Raw genomic sequence first — 20,937 nt, 5'->3', positions numbered from 1 at the left:
CGAGGAGGCCCGCTGATGGCCCGGCGATACGACTGCAACGACGCGACGGACCGCAAGACGGGCCTGCGTGAAGCCGCATCCGCCGTGCGCCGCGGCGAGCTCGTCGTGCTGCCCACCGACACCCTCTACGGGATCGGCGCGGACGCCTTCAGCCCGGAGGCCGTGCACGACCTGCTCGCCGCCAAGGGACGCGGCCGCGGCATGCCCACTCCGGTGCTCATCGGTTCCCCGAACACCCTGCACGGCCTCGTCACGGACTTCTCCGAGCAGGCCTGGGAGCTCGTCGACGCCTTCTGGCCCGGCGCGCTGACGCTGGTCGCCAAGCACCAGCCGTCGCTGGCGTGGGACCTCGGCGACACCCAGGGCACCGTCGCCGTCCGCATGCCGCTGCACCCGGTCGCGATCGAGCTGCTGACGGAGGTCGGCCCGATGGCGGTGTCCTCGGCCAACCTCTCCGGGCACCCGGCTCCCGAGGACTGCGACGCGGCGCGCGAGATGCTCGGCGACTCGGTGTCCGTCTACCTGGACGGCGGTCCGACGCCCGGCATCGAGCCGTCGTCGATCGTCGACGTCACGGGGAAGGTTCCCGTGCTGCTGCGCGCGGGAGCGCTCAGCGCCGACCAGCTGCGGGAGGTCGTACCCGACCTCGAGGTGGCCCCGTGAGCCCTGAGGGGCGTGGCATAGCAGGGGGAAGCACTTTCCGCATACTCCACGTCAGCACGGGCAACGTGTGCCGCTCGCCGATCACCGAGCGGCTGACCCGGCACGCCCTCTCGCACCGCCTCGGCGGCCCCGTCGGCGGGGACCTCATCGTGGAGAGCGCCGGCACCTGGGGCCACGAGGGCGCCCCGATGGAGGCGAACGCGGCGGCCGTGCTCGCCGACTTCGGGGCCGACGCGACCGGGTTCACCGGCCGCGAGCTGCTCGACGAGCACGTCATCCGCGCCGACCTGGTGCTGACCGCCACGCGCGACCACCGTGCGCAGGTCATCTCGATGGGGCATTCGGCGGGGCTGCGCACCTTCACGCTCAAGGAGTTCACCCGGCTGGTCCGGGCCATAGATCCGGCCACGCTGCCACCGCTGGACGACGGCGTGGCGGAGCGGGCGCGGGCGCTCGTACGGGCCGCCGCGGCGCTGCGCGGATGGCTGCTGGCGCCGTCGCCCGACGCGGACGAGGTGTACGACCCGTACGGCGCGCCGATCACCTTCTTCCGCTCCATCGGCGACGAGATCAACCAGGCGCTGGATCCCGTGGTGACGGCTCTGACGGGTGTGGCGGCCCGTCGCTGACCTCGGCGGCCGGAGGCCGGCGCAGCGGGCCGAAGCCGGGGAGGCCCGCCGGGCCGAGGGGCGCGCCGGGAGGCGTCGGCAGGGCGTCGTGGGGGGTGCGGGCCTACAGTGGCTGGTAACCCGGTACCCCCTGGAGCCGCGCCATGAGCGTCATCACCCAGCCCACGGACCTGCTGCGCCGACAGGACCCGCAGATGGCCGACGTGCTCGACGGGGAGTCCCGCAGGCAGGCCAGGACGCTGCAGCTGAGCGCGGCGGAGAACTTCACCTCGACGGCCGTACTGGCAACGCTGGGGTCCCCGCTCGCCAACAAGTACGCCGAGGGCTACCCCGGCGCCCGCTACCACGGCGGGTGCGAGTACGCGGACCTGGCCGAGAAGACGGCGACCGAGCGGGCCAAGGCGTTGTTCGGGACCGAGCACGCGAACGTGCAGCCGCATTCCGGTTCCTCGGCCGTCCTGGCCGCCTACGCGGCGCTGCTGCGGCCGGGGGACACCGTGCTGGCGATGGGGCTCCCGTACGGGGGACACCTCACCCACGGCTCGCCGGCCAACATCTCCGGGCAGTGGTTCACCTTCGTCGGGTACGGGGTCGACGCCGGGACCGGGCTCATCGACTACCGGCAGGTGCAGGACCTCGCCCGGGCGCACCGGCCGAAAGCCATCGTGTGCGGGTCCATCTCCTACCCCCGCCACCCCGAGTACTCCGCCTTCCGGGAGATCGCCGACGAGGTCGGGGCGTATCTGATCGCCGACGCCGCCCATCCCATCGGGCTGGTGGCGGGCGGGGCCGCGCCGAGTCCGGTGCCGTACGCCGACGTCGTGTGCGCGACCACCCACAAGGTGCTGCGCGGGCCGCGCGGCGGGATGGTCCTGTGCGGTGCCGAGTTCGCCGAGCGCATCGACCGGGCGGTGTTCCCCTTCACCCAGGGCGGCGCCCAGATGCACACCATCGCCGCCAAGGCCGTCGCCTTCGGCGAGGCGGCCCGGCCGGCCTTCGCCACCTACGCCCACCGCGTGGTCGCCAATGCCCGGGTGCTCGCGGGGGCGCTGGAGGAGCGCGGGTTCACGGTGACCACCGGCGGCACGGACACTCACATGATCACCGCGGACCCGGCGCCGCTGGGCGTGGACGGCCCGACCGCCCGCGGCCGGCTGGCCGCCGCCGGGATCGTGCTGGACACGTGCGTCCTGCCGTACGGGGACCAGCGGGGCGTCCGGCTGGGAACGGCCGCCGTGACCACCCAGGGCATGGGGGAGACGCAGATGCGCCGGATCGCGGAGTTGTTCACGGCCGCGCTGCACGGGGAAGCCGCGAAGACACGTACGGAGGTCGGCGAGCTCACGGAGGGATTTCCCCCTTACGGGGAGTAAATGGGGCAAGGGGGGTGTAGTGGAACCGGTCTACCGCCCCCTCGCGTCCTCGGGAGAGGGGACATCGCAGCTAATGTGTGGGGCTGAGATGGCCGGCGATACATCTGGGGCAGCCAGTGCGTGAATATCTGCTGACGCTTTGCGTCACGGTCGCGGTGACCTACCTGCTGACCGGGCCCGTGCGGAAGTTCGCGATCGCGGCCGGGGCCATGCCGGAGATCCGCGCCCGCGACGTGCACCGCGAGCCGACGCCGCGCCTCGGCGGGATCGCGATGTTCGGCGGCCTGTGCGCGGGTCTGCTGGTCGCCGACCACCTGCAGAACCTCAACGCGGTCTTCGAGAAGTCGAACGAACCGCGCGCACTGCTCTCCGGTGCCGCGCTGATCTGGCTGATCGGCGTACTGGACGACAAGTTCGAGCTCGACGCCCTGATCAAGCTCGGCGCGCAGATGATCTCCGCCGGTGTGATGGTCATGCAGGGACTGACGATCCTGTGGATCCCGGTGCCCTTCATCGGCACGGTCCCGCTCACCCAGTGGCAGGGCAACCTGCTCACCGTGGCCCTCGTCGTGATCACCATCAACGCCGTGAACTTCGTCGACGGCCTCGACGGCCTCGCCGCCGGCATGGTCTGCATCGCCGCCGCGGCGCTCTTCCTGTACGCCTACCGGATCTGGTTCGGCTACGGGATCGAGTCCGCGGCGCCCGCCACCCTCTTCGCGGCCATCCTGATGGGCATGTGCCTGGGCTTCCTGCCGCACAACATGCACCCCGCCCGGATCTTCATGGGGGACTCCGGCTCGATGCTGATCGGGCTGGTGCTGGCCGCCGCGGCGATCTCGCTGACGGGCCAGGTGGACCCGGACGCGCTGGCGCTGTTCGCCGGTGGTGAGCGCAACGCGACGCACGCGATGCTCCCCGCCTACATCCCGCTGATCCTGCCGCTGACGGTGATCGCGATCCCGATGGCGGACCTGGTGCTGGCCATCGTGCGCCGTACATGGAAGGGCCAGTCGCCGTTCGCGGCCGACCGCGGGCACCTGCACCACCGGCTGCTGGAACTGGGCCACTCGCACAGCCGTGCGGTCCTGATCATGTACTTCTGGTCGGGCCTGATCGCCTTCGGCACCGTGGCCTACTCCGTGCACTCCGCCGCGATGTGGATCGTGCTGGTGATCGCCGTGCTCAGCGCGATCGGGCTGTTCCTGCTGCTCCTGCCGCGCTTCACGCCGCGTACCCCGGTCTGGGCCGAGCGCCTGGTCCCGCCGCGTTACCGGCACGCCGCACGGGCGGCGGAGGCGGCTGCGGAGGCGGCCGCGCGGGATGCCTCGGGCGCCGGGCCGCAGCCCGCCCGGCCGATCGCCGCGGGCGTCTCGGGCGTCAACGGGGCGACCGCCGTGGGCCCCCGTTCGCGCTTCCCCGAGCGGCGTAAGGCTGAATCCACTCGCTGACACCGGCGTCACATGTCCGACATCGTCGCCCATTAGCAGACAGTCGACCCTCCTGTCGCGCACACACGCGCAGGGTCACTCTCATGTGTGACAGTCGGCACACCCGGCAGGTAAAGCTCTCATCAAATAGTTTGTGATACCGTTCACTAAACCCGGCGACAGAGCCGAAGGACCGTAGTGCGACGGTCCCTTGGCCCGAGGTTCTCTCTCGGACCGGGCTTACGCTCGTCCCGTACGAGTCCAGTGCCCCCACCACCACGCGGAGCAAACCGCCATGCGGTCAGATGACGTCCGATCCCTTCTGCAAGCCGCCGTGCCCACGGCCGTCGCCGGCGCACTCGCCGCGTTGGTCAGCGGGCTTGTCGTCGGCGGCAAGGGCGCGGTCGGAGCCGTCGTCGCGACGCTGGTCGTGATCCTGTTCATGGGCATCGGATTCGTCGTTCTGCAGCGCACGGCGAAATCGCTTCCGCACCTCTTCCAGGCCATGGGGCTCATGCTCTACACGGCCCAGATCCTGCTGCTTTTCGTCTTTGTCGCAGCGTTCAAGAACACGACGCTGTTCAACCCCAAGGCCTTCGCCATCACGCTCGTCGCCACCACCCTGGTGTGGATCGCCGCGCAGACGCGTGCCCACATGAAGGCCAAGATCCTTTACGTCGAACCGGACTCGGTGAAGGGCGACAAGCCCGAAAATCCGGGGCCGAAGTCGTGAAGGGTAGGGCCGGGATAAGTGGGCGTTCGAGATCCTGCTATCGTCCGGTGCCAACTGCGGCACTGCGGGCGCGGGCATCTGAGCTGACGCCTGTCCCATCGCGAGGCTCGATGCCTGATCGCCGCCACATCATCCGTAACACCAGTCCAGTGCCGAACAGCGGCTGTGCGCCGCGCCGACACAACGAGGTTGCCGTACCTATGCGCCACGCTGAAGGAGCCCGCGGTGAGTGCTGACCCGACGACGGTGCTCGCCTTCGAGACCGATTGCCACATCTTCGACGGTTGTGGCTTCCCGGCTCCCGGCCTGCACTCGTTCCTGTTCGAGCCGATCTTCGGTGACGCGGACAGCAGCCTGTACTTCAACAAGACGATGCTCCTGGCCCTGCTGGGCTCGATCATCATCGTCGGGTTCTTCTGGGCCGCGTTCCGGAAGCCGAAGGTCGTCCCGGGCAAGCTCCAGATGGTCGCCGAGGCCGGCTACGACTTCGTGCGCCGCGGCATCGTCTACGAGACGCTGGGCAAGAAGGAGGGCGAGAAGTACGTCCCCCTGATGGTCTCGATCTTCTTCTTCGTCTGGATGATGAACCTCTGGTCCATCATTCCGCTGGCCCAGTTCCCGGTGACCGCGATCATCGCGTACCCCGCGGCCCTCGCGGCCATCGTGTACGTGATCTGGATGAGCGTGACCTTCAAGCGTCACGGCTTCGTCGGGGGCTTCAAGAACCTGACCGGCTACGACAAGTCGCTCGGCCCGGTCCTCCCGATGGTCATGGTCATCGAGTTCTTCTCGAACGTCCTGGTCCGCCCCTTCACCCACGCGGTCCGACTGTTCGCGAACATGTTCGCCGGTCACACCCTGCTGCTGCTCTTCACGATCGCCAGCTGGTACCTGCTGAACGGCATCGGCATCGCCTACGCCGGCGTCTCGTTCGTCATGGTCATCGTGATGACCGCCTTCGAGCTCTTCATCCAGGCCGTCCAGGCGTACGTCTTTGTGCTCCTGGCCTGCAGCTTCATTCAGGGCGCGCTCGCCGAGCACCACTGACCATCCCCCTGAACCCTTAGTCGTCCGGTGGCCAACCCCCACCGGTCCGTGAAAGAGAAGGAAGAACTGGCATGTCCCAGACCCTTGCCGCCGTCACCGGCTCCCTCGGCTCCATCGGTTACGGCCTCGCCGCCATCGGCCCCGGCGTCGGCGTCGGCATCATCTTCGGTAACGGCACCCAGGCTCTTGCTCGTCAGCCCGAGGCGGCCGGTCTGATCCGCGCCAACCAGATCCTCGGCTTCGCCTTCTGTGAGGCGCTCGCCCTCATCGGTCTGGTCATGCCGTTCGTCTACGGTCCGTGATCTTCGGATTCACGACCAACCACTAGACGAAAGGCACTGATGTGAACCTCATGGTTCTCGCGGCCGAGGAAGTTCAGAGTCCTCTCATCCCGCCGCTCCCCGAGCTCGTCATCGGTCTGATCGCCTTCGTCATCGTCTTCGGTTTCCTCGCGAAGAAGCTCCTCCCGAACATCAACAAGGTTCTGGACGAGCGCCGCGAGGCCATCGAGGGCGGTATCGAGAAGGCGGAAGCCGCTCAGACCGAGGCCCAGAGCGTCCTGGAGCAGTACAAGGCCCAGCTCGCCGAAGCCCGGCACGAGGCCGCGCGCCTGCGCCAGGAAGCGCTGGAGCAGGGCACTGCGCTGAAGGAAGAACTGCGCGCAGAGGGCCAGCGGCAGCGTGAGGAGATCATCGCTGCCGGCCACGCCCAGATCGCGGCAGACCGCAAGGCCGCCTCTCAGGCGCTGCGTCAGGACGTCGGCAAGCTCGCCACCGACCTGGCCGGCAAGCTCGTCGGCGAGTCCCTTGAGGACCACGCCCGGCAGAGCCGCACCATCGACCGCTTCCTCAGCGAGCTTGAGGAGAAGGCCGAGGCGGCCCGATGAACGGAGCGAGCCGCGAGGCGCTGGCCTCCGCGCGCGAGCGTCTCGACGCGCTGACGGACAACACGTCCGTCGACGCGGCGAAGCTCGCCGGTGAGCTGGCCGCTGTCACCGCGCTGCTCGACCGTGAGGTCTCGCTGCGTCGGGTCATCACGGACCCGGCGCAGTCCGGCGAGGCCAAGGCCGAGCTCGTCGCTCGGCTGCTCGGCGGTCAGGTCGGCGGGGAGACCCTCGACCTGGTGTCCGGCATGGCCCGGTCCCGCTGGTCGCAGTCCCGCGACCTGGTGGACTCGCTGGAGGAGCTGGCGGCCACCGCCGACCTCACGGCGGCCCAGCAGGCAGAGGTGCTCGACAACGTCGAGGACGAGATCTTCCGCTTCGGCCGGATCGTGTCCTCGAACACCGAGCTGCGTGCCGCGCTGACCGACCGCGGGGCGACCACCTCCGCCAAGAGCCAGCTGCTGCGCAGCCTGCTCAATGGCAAGGTGAGCGCCGTCACCGAGCGCCTGGTGATCCGTCTTGTCACCCACCCGCGTGGACGTAGCCTGGAAGCGGGACTCGAGTCCCTTTCCAAGCTCGCCGCCGAGCGCCGTGACCGCATGGTCGCCACCGTGACCAGCGCGGTTCCGCTCAGCGACGTGCAGAAGCAGCGTCTCGGCGCGGTGCTGGCCAAGCTGTACGGCCGCCAGATGCACCTGAACCTGGACGTGGACCCCGAGGTCCTCGGCGGGATCTCGGTGCGCGTCGGCGACGAGGTCATCGACGGCACCATCGCGGACCGCCTCGCCGAGGCGTCCCGCCGCATGGCCGGCTGACCAGCCACCACAAGTACAAAGCATTCCTAGCGGCCCGGTTGGGCCGTGCAGAACTTGCAGAAGATTCCTGGGGGTCGCCCCCAGACCCCTAAGAAGCTTCAGGCCCAACAAGGAGAGCAGGGAACCCAGATGGCGGAGCTCACGATCCGGCCGGAGGAGATCCGGGACGCACTGGAGAACTTTGTCCAGTCGTACCAGCCGGACGCGGCCTCGCGCGAGGAGGTCGGAACGGTCAGCGTTGCCGGCGACGGCATCGCGAAGGTGGAGGGCCTGCCCTCCGCCATGGCGAACGAGCTGCTGAAGTTCGAGGACGGCACCCTCGGTCTCGCCCTCAACCTTGAGGAGCGCGAGATCGGTGCGATCGTCCTCGGCGAGTTCAGCGGTATCGAGGAGGGCCAGCCGGTGCAGCGCACCGGTGAGGTTCTCTCCGTAGGTGTCGGCGAGGGCTACCTCGGCCGTGTCGTCGACCCGCTCGGCAACCCGATCGACGGCCTCGGCGAGATCGCGACCGAGGGCCGCCGCGCCCTCGAGCTGCAGGCCCCGGGCGTCATGGTCCGTAAGTCGGTGCACGAGCCCATGCAGACCGGCTACAAGGCCGTCGACGCGATGGTGCCGATCGGCCGTGGCCAGCGTCAGCTGATCATTGGTGACCGTCAGACCGGCAAGACCGCTCTGGCCGTCGACACGATCATCAACCAGCGCGACAACTGGCGCTCGGGCGACGTGAACAAGCAGGTCCGCTGCATCTACGTCGCCATCGGCCAGAAGGGCTCGACCATCGCGTCCGTTCGCGGCGCCCTGGAAGAGGCCGGCGCGCTCGAGTACACGACGATCGTCGCGGCCCCGGCATCCGACCCGGCCGGCTTCAAGTACCTGGCGCCGTACACCGGTTCCGCCATCGGCCAGCACTGGATGTACGCCGGCAAGCACGTCCTGATCATCTTCGACGACCTGTCGAAGCAGGCCGACGCCTACCGCGCCGTGTCGCTGCTGCTGCGCCGCCCGCCGGGCCGTGAGGCCTACCCGGGTGACGTCTTCTACCTGCACTCCCGTCTGCTGGAGCGCTGCGCGAAGCTGTCCGACGAGATGGGTGCCGGTTCGATGACCGGTCTGCCGATCGTCGAGACCAAGGCGAACGACGTGTCGGCGTTCATCCCGACCAACGTCATCTCCATCACCGACGGCCAGTGCTTCCTGGAGTCCGACCTGTTCAACGCGGGCCAGCGCCCGGCGCTGAACGTCGGTATCTCCGTCTCCCGCGTCGGTGGCTCCGCCCAGCACAAGGCCATGAAGCAGGTTTCGGGTCGTCTCCGCGTCGACCTGGCCCAGTACCGCGAGCTGGAGGCGTTCGCCGCCTTCGGTTCCGACCTGGACGCCGCGTCGAAGGCCTCGCTGGAGCGCGGTAAGCGCATGGTCGAGCTGCTGAAGCAGGGCCAGTACCAGCCGATGCCCGTCGAGGAGCAGGTCGTCTCCGTCTGGGCCGGCACCACCGGCAAGATGGACGACGTCCCGGTCGCCGACATCCGTCGCTTCGAGTCGGAGCTGCTGGAGCACCTGCGCCGCGAGCGCAAGGACCTGCTGACCTCCATCGCCGACGGCGGCAAGATGTCGGACGACACCCTCGGTTCGATCGCCGACGCCATCGCGGCCTTCAAGCGCCAGTTCGAGACCTCGGACGGCAAGCTCCTGGGCGAGGACGTGCCGGCCGTCAACGTCTCCAAGTGACGACGGAAGGGACCTGACTCATGGGAGCGCAGCTCCGGGTCTACAAGCGTCGCATCCGTGCCATCACGGCGACCAAGAAGATCACCAAGGCGATGGAGATGATCGCCGCCTCGCGCATCGTCAAGGCGCAGCGCAAGGTGGCGGCGTCGATGCCGTACGCGACCGAGCTCACCCGTGCGGTGACCGCGGTGGCGACCGGCTCGAACAACAAGCACGCCCTGACCACCGAGGTGGAGACGCCGACCCGCGCCGCGGTCCTGCTCATCACGAGCGACCGCGGTCTGGCCGGCGGCTACTCCTCGAACGCCATCAAGCAGGCGGAGCGGCTCACCGAGCGGCTGCGCGGCGAGGGCAAGGAGGTCGACAGCTACATCGTCGGCCGTAAGGGTGTCGCCTACTACGGCTTCCGTGAGCGCAAGGTCACGGACTCGTGGACCGGCTTCACCGACAGCCCGGCCTACGCCGACGCCAAGCGCGTCGCGGGTCCGCTGATCGAGGCCATCCAGCTGGAAACGGCCGAGGGCGGCGTCGACGAGCTGCACATCGTCTACACGGAATTCGTGTCGATGATGACGCAGAACGCGGTCGACGGCCGGATGCTGCCGCTCAGCCTCGACAAGGCTGCGGAGGAGGACGGTGCGAAGGGCGAGATCCTTCCGCTGTTCGAGTTCGAGCCGTCGGCGGAGGACGTCCTCGACGCCCTTCTGCCGCGCTACGTCGAGAGCCGGATCTACAACGCACTGCTGCAGTCGGCCGCTTCCGAGCACGCCGCCCGCCGCCGCGCGATGAAGTCGGCGACCGACAACGCCGGGGACCTCATCAAGAGCCTCTCCCGGCTTGCCAACGCGGCCCGCCAGGCCGAAATCACCCAGGAAATCAGCGAGATCGTCGGTGGCGCCAGCGCCATGGCCGACGCGACCGCGGGGAGTGACAAGTAATGACGACCTCTGTTGAGACGGCCGCTGCCACGGGCCGCATCGCCCGGGTCATCGGCCCGGTCGTCGACGTGGAGTTCCCCGTCGACGCGATGCCCGACATCTACAACGCGCTGAAGGTCCAGGTCGCCGACCCGGCCGAGGACGGCGCGCTCAAGACGCTGACCCTTGAGGTCGCCCAGCACCTGGGTGACGGCCTGGTCCGCACGATCTCGATGCAGCCCACCGACGGTCTGGTCCGCCAGGCCCCGGTGACCGACACGGGCGAGGGCATCACCGTCCCCGTCGGCGACTTCACCAAGGGCAAGGTGTTCAACACCCTGGGTGAGGTGCTCAACTACCCCGAGGCGAACGCCGAGGTCACCGAGCGCTGGCCCATCCACCGCAAGGCCCCGAGCTTCGACGAGCTTGAGTCCAAGACGGAGATGTTCGAGACCGGCGTCAAGGTCATCGACCTTCTCACCCCGTACGTCAAGGGTGGAAAGATCGGTCTGTTCGGTGGTGCCGGTGTCGGCAAGACCGTTCTGATCCAGGAAATGATCTACCGCGTCGCCAACAACCACGACGGTGTGTCGGTGTTCGCGGGCGTCGGTGAGCGTACCCGTGAGGGCAACGACCTCATCGAGGAGATGGGCGACTCGGGCGTCATCGACAAGACCGCCCTTGTCTTCGGCCAGATGGACGAGCCCCCGGGCACCCGTCTTCGCGTCGCCCTGGCCGGTCTGACCATGGCGGAGTACTTCCGCGATGTGCAGAAGCAGGACGTGCTCTTCTTCATCGACAACATCTTCCGGTACACCCAGGCGGGTTCCGAGGTGTCGACCCTGCTCGGCCGTATGCCCTCCGCGGTGGGTTACCAGCCGAACCTGGCCGACGAGATGGGTCTCCTCCAGGAGCGCATCACCTCGACCCGTGGTCACTCGATCACCTCGATGCAGGCGATCTACGTCCCCGCGGACGACCTGACCGACCCGGCGCCGGCGACCACCTTCGCCCACCTCGACGCGACGACGGTTCTCTCCCGTCCGATCTCCGAGAAGGGCATCTACCCGGCCGTGGACCCGCTGGACTCGACGTCCCGCATCCTCGACCCGCGGTACATCGCGGCGGACCACTACGCGGCCGCCATGCGTGTCAAGGGGATCCTGCAGAAGTACAAGGACCTCCAGGACATCATCGCGATCCTCGGTATCGACGAGCTGGGCGAGGAGGACAAGCTCGTTGTCCACCGTGCCCGTCGCGTCGAGCGCTTCCTGTCGCAGAACACCCACGTGGCGAAGCAGTTCACCGGTGTGGACGGTTCGGACGTTCCGCTCGACGAGTCGATCACCGCGTTCAACGCGATCTGCGACGGTGAGTACGACCACTTCCCCGAGCAGGCGTTCTTCATGTGCGGTGGCATCGAGGACCTGAAGGCCAACGCCAAGGAGCTGGGCGTCTCCTGATCCGGCGCGCTCCGCGAGGAGCGCATCCGGTTCGCAGGCCCCCCAGCTACCGCTGGGAGGTGCCCCCGGAAGGAGAGGGGCGGGTGTGTCCCGTCCCTCTCCCCACGCCCATTAGAATTTGACCCAACACCCGGCCGACCCGCCGGGTGGTGACCCGAGGAGCCACCTTGGCTGCTGAGCTGCACGTCGAGCTGGTCGCGGCGGACCGCAATGTCTGGTCCGGCGAGGCCACCCTTGTTGTCGCCCGCACCACGTCCGGCGACATCGGCGTCATGCCCGGTCACCAGCCGCTTCTCGGTGTGCTGGAATCGGGCCCGGTGACCATCCGCACCAGCGAGGGCAACACTGTCATCGCCGCGGTGCACGGCGGATTCATCTCGTTCGCGGACAACAAGCTGTCCCTGCTGGCCGAGATCGCCGAGCTCGCGGACGAGATCGATGTCCAGCGTGCGGAGCGGGCACTGGAGCGCGCGAAGGCGGAGGCCGACGCGGCCGCCGAGCGTCGCGCGGATGTCCGGCTGCGCGCCGTAACGGGCTGAACGCCCGTCGGAGTTTCAACCGCTGAGTCCGGGAGGGCGACCTCCGGGGCCCGGCAGACCTCAGCCGCGGTCCGTTCTGGAATTTTCCAGACCGGGTCGCGGCTGAGGCGATGCAGGTCTGTTTTTTCTCATGCGTATTCGATGAGCGAGGAGGTCGGTGAAGATGCTCCTCGCTCTGCTTGTGAGCGGCCTGGTCGTAGCCCTGGTGGTGATCGGGCTGTTCGTCTTCGGACTGCGCCGCAGACTGATCCAGCGGTCCGGCGGCACCTTCGACTGCAGCATGCGCTGGGGTGTCTCGGAGGAGCCGGACGCCTCCGGCAAGGGCTGGGTCTACGGGGTCGCGCGCTACAGCGGTGACCGGATCGAGTGGTTCCGGGTGTTCTCGTACTCCCCGCGCCCGCGCCGTCTGCTGGAGCGTTCCTCCATCGAGGTCCTGGCCCGCCGCGCCCCGGAGGGCGAGGAGGAGCTGGCCCTGCTGTCCGACGCCGTCGTGCTCGGCTGTCTCCACCGGGGGACGCGCCTGGAGCTGGCGATGAGCGAGGACGCGCTGACGGGCTTCCTGGCGTGGCTGGAGGCGGCTCCGCCCGGCCAGCGGGTGAACGTGGCGTAGGTACCCCTGGGGGGTCCCACGCCGGGATGGCATGGAGAAGCCGGGGAGACGGGGGGCGGACCCGTCTCCCCGGCTTCCGTCGTGCTACTGGAGTCCGGTGTGGACCGCGTTCGCGAGCTCACCGTTGGTGGTGTCGCCGCTGAACTCCCAGTAGAAGGCTCCCCTGAGGCCCTGCTGCTTGGCCCAGGTCATCTTCCCGGCGATGGTGGCGGGGGTGTCGTAGCTCCACCAGTTGCTGCCGCACTTGGCGTAGGCCGTGCCGGCGACGGTGCCGGTGGCCGGGCAGCTGCTCTTGAGCACCTTGTAGTCCTCGATGCCCTGCTCGTACGTACCGGGGGCCGGTCCGGTGGCGGCGCCGCCGGGGGCCGCCTGGGTGACCCCGGTCCAGCCGCGGCCGTAGAAGCCGATGCCGAGGTTGAGCTTGGCGCCGGGCACGCCCTTGGCCTTGAGCTTGGCGATGGCGTCGGCCGAGTTGAAGCCGGCCTGCGGGATGCCCGCGTACGAGGTGAGCGGGGAGTGCGGGGCGGTCGGGCCCTGGGCCGCCCAGGCGCCGAAGAAGTCGTACGTCATGACGTTGTAGAAGTCGGTGTACTGCGCGGCGCCCGCGTAGTCCGCCTTGTCGATCTTGCCGCCGTCGGAGGCGTCGGCGGTGATGGCGGCGGTGACCAGGTTGTTCGCGCCGAACCGGGCCTTCACGGCCTGCATCAGGTTCTTGAAGGCGGCCGGGCCGCTGCTGTCACAGGACAGGCCGCAGGCGTTCGGGTACTCCCAGTCCAGGTCGATGCCGTCGAAGACGTCGGCCCAGCGCGGGTCCTCGACCAGGTCGTAGCAGGACTGGGCGAAGGCGGCCGGGTTGGCGGCGGCCTGCGGGAAGCCGCCGGACCAGGTCCAGCCGCCGAAGGACCACAGCACCTTGATGTGCGGGTACTGCTTCTTCAGTTTGCGCAGCTGGTTGAAGTTGCCGCGCAGCGGCTGGTCCCAGGTGTCGGCGACGCCGTCGACGCTCTGGGCGGCGGTGTAGGCCTTGTCGTAGTCGGCGTAGGCGTCACCGATCGTGCACCGGCCGTTCTGGACGTTGCCGAAGGCGTAGTTGATGTGCGTGATCTTGCCTGCCGTACCCGAGGTGACCAGGTTCTTCACGTGGTAGTTGCGTCCGTAGACGCCCCAGTTGGTGAAGTAGCCGAGCTTGACCTTGTCGCCCGGGTCCGGGGGGATGACCCCGCCCGTGGTGGTGACCGTGGTGGAGCCGGAGGAGGGGCCGGTCTGGTCGATGGTGTCGCGGGCGGTGACGCTGTAGGTGTACGTCGTGCCCTTGGTCAGGCCCGAGTCCGCGTAGCTGGTACCGGTGACCGTGGCGATCCTGGCGGAGCCCCGGTAGACGTCGTAGTTCTTCACGCCCTTGTCGTCGGTGGCCGGGGTCCAGGCCAGGGTCAGCGAGGTGTCGGCGACGTTGCTCGCGGCGGGGGTGCCGGGAGCGGTGGGGGGAGTGTCGCCGGGCTGGGTGCCGCCGTCGCAGGAGGCGCCGTTGATCTTGCAGCCGCTCGGGGCGCCGGAGCCGGAACCGTTGAAGCCGAAGCTGGCGGTGGCCCCGGGGGCGAGGGTGCCGTTCCAGCCGACGTTCTTGGCGGTCCAGTGGGTGCCCGAGCTCGTCACGGTGGCGTCCCAGGCCGAGGTGACCGAGGTGCCCGCCGGGTAGTCCCACTCCACGGTCCAGCTGCTGAGCGTGGTGGTGCCGGTGTTTTTCACCACCCACTTGCCCTCGAAGCCGGAACCCCAGTCGGAGACCTTGGTGTACGTGGCGGTCGCCGCGGCGGCGGCCTGGGCCGGGCCGGCCAGGGCCACGAGCCCGGTGACGGGGAGGGCGAGTGCGGCGACGACCGCCGCGACCCTGGTGAAGAACCGGGTGCGCCTGGTGGGGGGTGGGGATGCTGTGCTCAAGGGTGCTCCTCCGTAGGTCCGTCGCGGCCGTGGGGCCGACTGCGACATGGGGGTGGGACCTGCGCCGCCCGTGAGCACGCTTTGTCATGGCATGCTCACCACAGTGTTGCCGCGAGCGTAGAAAGGTCTGGACCAACCGTCAAGAGGTCCAGACCGGTGCCGCCCGCAGCCGTCAGATCCCCAACTCCTGTGCCAGGACCGCAGCTTGGAGTCTGCTGCGCAGTTCCAGCTTGCCCAGCAGGCGGCTGACGTGCGTCTTCGCCGTCGCCTCCGCCATGCCCAGACGTTCGGCGATCTCCGCGTTCGACAGACCCTCGCCCAAGGCGCCCAGCACCTCCCGCTCCCGCCGGGTGAGCGAGGCGACCGCCGCCGCCCGCTCGGGTGCCGCGGCGGTACGCGCCGGGCGGGGCGCGGCGAACTCGGCGATCAGCCGCCGGGTCACCGCCGGGGCGATCAGCCCCTCCCCCCGCGCGACGGTCCGTACCGCCTCGATCAGCTCGGCCGCGTCCGCGTTCTTCAGCAGGAAGCCCGCGGCGCCCGCCCGCAGCGCCCCGAAGACGTACTCGTCGAGGTCGAAGGTGGTCAGCACCAGTACGTCCGCCAGGCCGTCCTCGACGACCCGGCGGGTCGCGGACACCCCGTCGAGCCGGGGCATCTGCACGTCCATGAGGACGAGATCCGGCCGCAGCTCGCGGGCCAGGCGCACCGCCTCCTCACCGTCGGCCGCCTCGCCCGCCACCTCGATGTCGCCCGCGCTGCGCAGGATGAGCACCAGCCCGGCCCGCACCGCGGCCTGGTCCTCGGCCACCACCACCCGGATGGTCACAGGGTTCCTCCGAGGATGCCCTGGCCTTCAGGCCGGGGAGGAATCGGACTCCTGCGGAGCAGGGCAGGGAAAGCCGAATCGCCGTCAGGGCGATTCGGCGTGATCCCGGGTGGCGGCGCGCTCGCCCTCAAGCCGGTGGACGATCTCGGAGTTGAGTGACCGGTGGGCGGCCTTCGCCTGGGCGACCAGCCATGCGTGGAGGTCGGCGGGGAGGCGCAGCGTGATGCGTGATTCATGGTCCATGCCCTTGATCGTAGTGCTAGGGTGACACCATGGCGACACCGCGACTGGCGGAGGAGACCGGGCACGCCCGGTACACCTACCGCCTGCGTGTGTCGTCCACCGCGCGGGCCGGTCTGGAAGCCGAGTGGGCGCGCTGCCGGTGGGTGTGGAACGAGTGCGTGGCCATGTCCCGCAAGGTCCACGCCGCGAACCGGGAGACCGGCGAGAAGACGACGTGCGGCCCGGCGCAGCTCGACAGGATGCTGACCGGGGCCCGCACCGCGATGGCCTGGCTGCGCGAGGGCGCGTCGGTGCCGCAGCAGCAGATCATCCGGGACTTCGCCAAGTCCCGCGCGAAGGCGCTCAAGGACATCAAGGCCCGGCTTCCGATGCGGCAGCGCGCCGGGATGCCCCGCATCAAGCGCAAGCGGGAGTCCGCGCCGTCGCTGAACTACACCCGCCGCGGGTTCCGCCTCAAGGACGGGCGCCTGCACCTGGCCGGCGGCATTGCGCTGACCGTGGTGTGGTCCCGCGAGCTGCCCGCCGACCCGACATCGGTCCGCGTCTACCGCGACAGCCTCGGCCACTGGTACGCCTCGTTCGTCGTCGCCGTCGAGACGCAGCCGCTGCCCGCTACCGGCCGGGCCATCGGCATCGACTGGGGCGTCCGCGAGACCGCCACCACCACCTCCGACGCCCACGACCTCCCCCACCCGCAGCACGGGAAGACCGCCGCGCAGAAGCTGGCCCGCTACCAGCGGATGATGGCCCGCCGCGCCACCCCGAAGAACCGGCCCGACACCGCCGGCTACCGCAAGGCCCGCACCGCCGCCGCGAAGGTCTCCAAGAAGATCGCCCGGCAGCGCCGGGACACCGGCCGCAAGTGGGCCAGGCGCATCGTCCGCGACCACGACGTGATCGCCGTCGAGGACTTCCGGCCGAAGTTCCTCGCCAGGACCACCATGGCCCGCACAGCAGCCGACGCCGCGATCGGCGCCACCAAGACGGCCCTGATCGAGATGGGCCGCAAACACGGGCGGGACATCCGCCTGGTGAACCCCGCGCACACCACCATGGACTGCGCGCAGTGCGGAGCGAGAACCAAGCACGCACTACCTCTTTCGGAACGTACCTACGCCTGCACCGCGTGCGGAGCCGTGTCCCCCAGAGACAAGAACTCCGCCCGCGTGATGCTCGTCCGGGCTGGTCTCAACCCGGCTGGTGCTGATCGTGTAAGCGCCGGTGGACCGCTGGTCCCCGGCCAACGTGAGCCAGGGATCCCCGTCCTTTAGGGCGGGGAGGATGTCAAATCTCCACCGCCTTCTCCTCGGCGGGCAGGATCGCCCGCACGTGCCAGACGGTGCCCGCCAGGCCCGCCGTGAACTCCCCGCCCAGCAGTTCCGTCCGCTCCCTCATGCCGATCAGCCCGGCGCCCGAACCGGGCGCGCGGGGTCCGGGGCGGTCCCCGTAGGGCGAGTCCACCACCACGCTCAGCAGGCCGTCCTCGTGCGCCACGCGGACCGTGACCGTGCCGGGGGCGGCGTGCTTGAGGGCGTTGGTCAGGGACTCCTGGACGATCCGGTACGCCGCCAGCTCCACGGGGGCCGCCGCGGGCCGCCCGGACGGCCGGTCGTCGTGCAGGACGAAGGTCAGCCCGCTCGCCGAGCCGTTGGTCCCGGCCTGTCCGATCAGGGCGTCCAGGCCGTCCAGCGAGGGCACCGCCACCGGCTCCTGGTCGCCGCCGGCATCGCGCAGCAGCCCGATCAGGCGCCGCATCTCGGCCAGCCCCTGCACGCTGTTCTCGCGGATCACCCCGAGCGCGTCACGGCTGGTCTCGGCCGTGTCGATGGAGAGCGCGGCGGTGGAGTGGATGGCGATGGCGGAGAGGTGGTTGGCCACCATGTCGTGCAGCTCGCGTGCCATCCGGGCGCGCTCGGCGGCCACGGCCTGACTGCGGTCCATTTCGGCCAGCAGAGCCGTCTGCTCGGCGCGCAGCCGGGCGGCCTCGGCGGCCTCGCGGTGGTTGCGCAGCGTGGCGCCGGTCAGGGCCGGGGCGAAGCTCACGATGCCGGTGACCGCGCCGATCAGCAGGGCCTGCGGGGTGCGCAGCCAGGCCAGCGAGGCGACGGTGACCACAACGGTGATCAGTCCGGTGGTGACCGGGAGCCGCCGGGCCATGGCCGGTTTTCCGTAGACCACGGCGGCGTACATCAGGTCGGTGAAGATGATGACGGTGGCCAGGCTGCCGACGGTGAACTGGTCGGCGATCACCCCGACGGTGCCGACGGTCAGGGTCACCCGCGGTGCGGTGCGGCGCAGCAGCTCCATCGCGCCGAGCGCCACGAGGGGCACCAGGGCCGCCCAGGCCGGCAGGGAGCCGCGCCCGGGGCTGCTGTAGACCCCGAGCGACCAGAACGCCAGGCCCGCGGTCACGCTGACCACCGCGAGGAGGACGTCGTCACGGTGGGGGCGCAGGCTCTCGTCGATCACGTTCCCATCCAACAGGGTCCGCGGCCCCCGCACGTCGGCGGAGCGGCCGAGGCGCGGCTACATCGAAGGATGCAGGCGCACATGGTCAATGGCGACGACGTATCGGCCGCCGGCGGACGGGAGGCTTGGGGGGAACGACGCACCCGAGCGGACGGAGAATCCCGTGATCGTCGCTCTGATCATCGCCTGCGAGGTCGGATTCTGGGTCCTGCTGGCCGCAGGGCTGGCCCTTCGCTACCTCGCGAAGATGCCCCGGCTGGGGGCCGCGGTCCTGCTGTGCGAGCCGCTGATGGAGCTGATCCTGCTGGTCGTCACCACGATCGACCTCAAGAACGGCGCCGAACCGGACTGGAAGCACGGTCTCGCCGCGCTCTACATCGGCTACACCGTCGCCTTCGGGCACTACACGGTCAAGTGGCTCGACGGGCATGCCGCCCACCGCCTGGCCGGCGGACCCAAGCCGGCCGGCGCCGGCCACGGGAGGGCGCGGGCCGTCCACGAATGGAAGCTGTGGGCCCGCACCGTCCTCGGCGCCGCCGTCGCCCTCGTCCTGCTCCAGGCGGCGATCTGGTACGTCGGCGACGCGGGCGACATCAGCTCGCTGCGGGCCTGGCAGGGCGGCGCCCTGCGCGTGGTCGGCATCCACGCCCTCGTCGCCGTCGCCTACACGGTGTGGCCGAGCAAGGCCCCGGCGGAGGCGGAGGAGGACCGGCGCTCGCCGGTGAAGTCCCGCTGACAGGGGCTCCGGGCGGCCTACCGCTCGCCGCCCGGCACCCACAGCACGTCCCCGACCTCCTTGTTGGCCACCCGGGCCAGGATGAACAGGAGGTCGGAGAGGCGGTTGAGGTAGGTGGCGGTGAGCGGGTTCATCGTCTCGCCGTGCACCTCCAGCGCCGCCCACGTCGACCGCTCGGCACGCCGGACCACCGTGCAGGCCTGGTGCAGCAGGGCCGCCCCGGGGGCGCCGCCGGGCAGGATGAAGCTGCGCAGCTTCTCCACCTGCTCCAGGAAGACGTCGCAGTCGGCCTCCAGCTTGTCGACGTAGAACTGCTCCACGCGCAGCGGCGGGTACTCCGGGTTCTCGACCACCGGGGTGCACAGGTCCGCGCCGACGTCGAAGAGGTCGTTCTGCACCCGGACCAGGACCTTCACGACCTCCGCGGGCAGCGCGCCCAGCGCGATGGCCGTCCCGATGACCGCGTTGGCCTCGTTGGCGTCGGCGTAGGCGGAGATGCGCAGATCGGTCTTGGCCGTGCGGCTCATGTCGCCCAGGGCGGTCGTGCCCTGGTCGCCGGTACGGGTGTAGATGCGCGTGAGGTTCACCATGCGGCCAGGGTAGACGGGCCCGCCGGGGAAGTTCCGGGTGCGGTCGCCACCGCCCGCGTACGGTCCGACGTGGCCGCAAGGCCCCCGGGAACCCGGAGGGGCCGCGTGGCCTCGACGTACCACCTGCGGCGGGCGGGGCCGAGGCCGTCCGGGCGCCGCGCGCGGGGCGCCGCGCCGGCCGCGCGCACTGGCCGGACGGTACGCGGGGACCCCCGTCGCATGAACTGGGCGGCGGGGCAGGGCTGCTGGGCCGTACCGGTGTGATGTCCGTCATCTGAGACGTGACGCGTGTTACTTCACGGTCACACCGCACCGCCCGGGCGCTAGTCTCCGCCGGAGTGGCTGCGAAGCCGTGCCGTATTTGAGAACAACGAGGGGTGTGCAGTGGCTGGGAAGCTCGCCGTCATCGGTGCGGGACTGATGGGTTCCGGGATCGCTCAGGTCTCCGCTCAGGCGGGATGGGACGTCGTGCTGCGCGATGTCACCGACGCCGCGCTGACCCGGGGCACGGACGGGATCAAGGCCTCGTACGACAAGTTCGTCTCCAAGGGCAGGCTGACGGCCGAGGACGCCGAGTCGGCGCTCGCGCGCATCACGACCACCACGGACCTGGACGCGGTCGCCGACGTCGACATCGTGGTGGAAGCGGCCTTCGAGAAGATCGAGATCAAGCACGAGATCTTCCGCGCCCTCGACAAGATCGTGCGCGAGGACGCCATCCTCGCCTCCAACACCTCCGCCATCCCGATCACCAAGATCGCGGCTGTGACGGAGCGCCCGGAGCGGGTCGTCGGCGCGCACTTCTTCTCGCCCGTCCCGATGATGCAGCTGTGCGAGCTCGTACGCGGCTACAAGACCAGCGACGAGACCCTGGCCGCCACCCGCGCGTTCGCCGAGTCCGTCGGCAAGACCTGCATCGTCGTCAACCGCGACGTCGCCGGCTTCGTGACGACCCGTCTGATCTCCGCGCTGGTCGTCGAGGCCGCCAAGCTGTACGAATCGGGCGTGGCCTCCGCCGAGGACATCGACATCGCCTGCAAGCTGGGCTTCGGGCACGCGATGGGGCCGCTGGCCACCGCCGACCTCACGGGCGTCGACATCCTGCTGCACGCCACCAGCAACATCTACACCGAGTCCCAGGACGAGAAGTTCGCGCCGCCGGAGCTCATGCGCCGCATGGTCGACGCCGGGGACTTCGGCCGCAAGAGCGGCCAGGGCTTCTACAAGCACTGAGAACGGTCCAGCCACTGAGCGCCATCATTCGAACGCCTTCACCCGTCAGGGTGAATTAGGTATCGGTTCGCTCAC

General features: G+C 69.8%; 22 protein-coding genes. 17 read left to right on the top strand and 5 right to left on the bottom strand.

The window, feature by feature from the left end; genetic code table 11:
• Positions 1 to 15: 15 nt before the first annotated feature.
• The 14 genes from ACIPXC_RS10020 (at position 16) to ACIPXC_RS09955 (ending at position 12,827) form a co-directional block, all read left to right on the top strand.
• Positions 16 to 663, top strand: coding sequence for an L-threonylcarbamoyladenylate synthase (locus ACIPXC_RS10020; protein WP_401615390.1), 648 nt, complete (start codon positions 16 to 18; stop codon positions 661 to 663).
• Entirely contained in the window at positions 660 to 1,292 is a 633-nt protein-coding gene (locus ACIPXC_RS10015) for a protein-tyrosine-phosphatase (RefSeq protein ID WP_401615388.1), read from the top strand. The genes ACIPXC_RS10020 and ACIPXC_RS10015 overlap by 4 nt, the downstream gene beginning before the upstream one ends.
• Positions 1,293 to 1,435: 143 nt before the next feature.
• Entirely contained in the window at positions 1,436 to 2,665 is a 1,230-nt protein-coding gene (gene glyA, locus ACIPXC_RS10010; protein WP_401615387.1) for a serine hydroxymethyltransferase, read from the top strand.
• Positions 2,666 to 2,781: 116 nt separating this feature from the next.
• On the top strand, positions 2,782 to 4,116 hold the full coding sequence (locus ACIPXC_RS10005) for an MraY family glycosyltransferase (RefSeq protein ID WP_401615386.1): 1,335 nt from the start codon (positions 2,782 to 2,784) through the stop codon (positions 4,114 to 4,116).
• A 274-nt stretch (positions 4,117 to 4,390) separates the two neighbouring features.
• Complete coding sequence (locus tag ACIPXC_RS10000) at positions 4,391 to 4,828, top strand: hypothetical protein (RefSeq protein WP_401615384.1); 438 nt, start codon at positions 4,391 to 4,393, stop codon at positions 4,826 to 4,828.
• A 210-nt stretch (positions 4,829 to 5,038) separates the two neighbouring features.
• Complete coding sequence (gene atpB, locus ACIPXC_RS09995; protein WP_401615566.1) at positions 5,039 to 5,875, top strand: F0F1 ATP synthase subunit A; 837 nt, start codon at positions 5,039 to 5,041, stop codon at positions 5,873 to 5,875.
• 71 nt (positions 5,876 to 5,946) lie between these two features.
• Positions 5,947 to 6,177 carry an ATP synthase F0 subunit C gene (atpE, locus tag ACIPXC_RS09990; protein ID WP_030768902.1) on the top strand — a complete coding sequence of 77 codons (231 nt, stop codon included), beginning with the start codon at positions 5,947 to 5,949 and terminating at the stop codon, positions 6,175 to 6,177.
• A 50-nt stretch (positions 6,178 to 6,227) separates the two neighbouring features.
• Positions 6,228 to 6,761: a F0F1 ATP synthase subunit B gene (locus tag ACIPXC_RS09985; RefSeq protein ID WP_030768904.1), complete on the top strand. Its 534-nt coding sequence runs from the start codon at positions 6,228 to 6,230 to the stop codon at positions 6,759 to 6,761.
• Positions 6,758 to 7,573: a F0F1 ATP synthase subunit delta gene (locus ACIPXC_RS09980; protein ID WP_401615382.1), complete on the top strand. Its 816-nt coding sequence runs from the start codon at positions 6,758 to 6,760 to the stop codon at positions 7,571 to 7,573. The genes ACIPXC_RS09985 and ACIPXC_RS09980 overlap by 4 nt, the downstream gene beginning before the upstream one ends.
• 129 nt (positions 7,574 to 7,702) lie before the next feature.
• Entirely contained in the window at positions 7,703 to 9,298 is a 1,596-nt protein-coding gene (gene atpA, locus ACIPXC_RS09975) for a F0F1 ATP synthase subunit alpha (RefSeq protein WP_030660299.1), read from the top strand.
• 20 nt (positions 9,299 to 9,318) lie between these two features.
• A complete protein-coding gene (locus tag ACIPXC_RS09970; protein WP_030853614.1) occupies positions 9,319 to 10,236 on the top strand; it encodes a F0F1 ATP synthase subunit gamma in 918 nt (305 codons plus the stop codon).
• Positions 10,236 to 11,678, top strand: coding sequence for a F0F1 ATP synthase subunit beta (gene atpD, locus ACIPXC_RS09965; RefSeq protein ID WP_183067350.1), 1,443 nt, complete (start codon positions 10,236 to 10,238; stop codon positions 11,676 to 11,678). Before ACIPXC_RS09970 ends, atpD begins: the two co-directional genes overlap by 1 nt.
• 167 nt (positions 11,679 to 11,845) lie before the next feature.
• A complete protein-coding gene (locus tag ACIPXC_RS09960) occupies positions 11,846 to 12,217 on the top strand; it encodes a F0F1 ATP synthase subunit epsilon (protein ID WP_030027381.1) in 372 nt (123 codons plus the stop codon).
• A gap of 163 nt (positions 12,218 to 12,380) precedes the next feature.
• On the top strand, positions 12,381 to 12,827 hold the full coding sequence (locus ACIPXC_RS09955) for a DUF2550 domain-containing protein (RefSeq protein WP_401615380.1): 447 nt from the start codon (positions 12,381 to 12,383) through the stop codon (positions 12,825 to 12,827).
• A gap of 84 nt (positions 12,828 to 12,911) precedes the next feature.
• Here the strand turns inward: ACIPXC_RS09955 and ACIPXC_RS09950 are convergent, their stop codons facing one another.
• The 3 genes from ACIPXC_RS09950 to ACIPXC_RS09940 form a co-directional block, all read right to left on the bottom strand.
• A complete protein-coding gene (locus tag ACIPXC_RS09950) occupies positions 12,912 to 14,813 on the bottom strand; it encodes a glycosyl hydrolase family 18 protein (protein WP_401615378.1) in 1,902 nt (633 codons plus the stop codon).
• Between the two features lie 124 nt (positions 14,814 to 14,937).
• Positions 14,938 to 15,591, bottom strand: a complete 654-nt coding sequence (locus tag ACIPXC_RS09945; RefSeq protein ID WP_401615376.1) for a response regulator — start codon at positions 15,589 to 15,591, stop codon at positions 14,938 to 14,940.
• A gap of 84 nt (positions 15,592 to 15,675) precedes the next feature.
• The gene (locus ACIPXC_RS09940) at positions 15,676 to 15,834 is read right to left on the bottom strand and encodes an Arc family DNA-binding protein (protein ID WP_079025647.1); all 159 of its coding nucleotides are present in this window, start codon (positions 15,832 to 15,834) and stop codon (positions 15,676 to 15,678) included.
• A gap of 29 nt (positions 15,835 to 15,863) precedes the next feature.
• Between ACIPXC_RS09940 and ACIPXC_RS09935 the strand changes: the two genes are divergently transcribed.
• Positions 15,864 to 17,105, top strand: a complete 1,242-nt coding sequence (locus ACIPXC_RS09935; RefSeq protein WP_401615374.1) for an RNA-guided endonuclease InsQ/TnpB family protein — start codon at positions 15,864 to 15,866, stop codon at positions 17,103 to 17,105.
• Between the two features lie 13 nt (positions 17,106 to 17,118).
• Here the strand turns inward: ACIPXC_RS09935 and ACIPXC_RS09930 are convergent, their stop codons facing one another.
• Positions 17,119 to 18,300: a sensor histidine kinase gene (locus ACIPXC_RS09930; RefSeq protein ID WP_401615564.1), complete on the bottom strand. Its 1,182-nt coding sequence runs from the start codon at positions 18,298 to 18,300 to the stop codon at positions 17,119 to 17,121.
• A 166-nt stretch (positions 18,301 to 18,466) separates the two neighbouring features.
• Here ACIPXC_RS09930 and ACIPXC_RS09925 point away from each other — a divergent pair, with 166 nt between their 5' ends.
• On the top strand, positions 18,467 to 19,039 hold the full coding sequence (locus ACIPXC_RS09925; RefSeq protein WP_401615372.1) for a hypothetical protein: 573 nt from the start codon (positions 18,467 to 18,469) through the stop codon (positions 19,037 to 19,039).
• A gap of 17 nt (positions 19,040 to 19,056) precedes the next feature.
• Here the strand turns inward: ACIPXC_RS09925 and ACIPXC_RS09920 are convergent, their stop codons facing one another.
• Entirely contained in the window at positions 19,057 to 19,629 is a 573-nt protein-coding gene (locus tag ACIPXC_RS09920) for a cob(I)yrinic acid a,c-diamide adenosyltransferase (protein WP_401615370.1), read from the bottom strand.
• A 384-nt stretch (positions 19,630 to 20,013) separates the two neighbouring features.
• Here ACIPXC_RS09920 and ACIPXC_RS09915 point away from each other — a divergent pair, with 384 nt between their 5' ends.
• Positions 20,014 to 20,862 (top strand): 3-hydroxyacyl-CoA dehydrogenase family protein, encoded by an 849-nt coding sequence (locus ACIPXC_RS09915; protein WP_401615368.1) that lies wholly within the window; start codon positions 20,014 to 20,016, stop codon positions 20,860 to 20,862.
• Positions 20,863 to 20,937: the final 75 nt, after the last annotated feature.

This window comes from Streptomyces sp. NPDC090021, assembly GCF_044748225.1.
In the GTDB taxonomy this organism is placed as follows: Bacteria; Actinomycetota; Actinomycetes; order Streptomycetales; family Streptomycetaceae; genus Streptomyces.
This window is presented reverse-complemented; position numbering and strand designations above follow the sequence as displayed.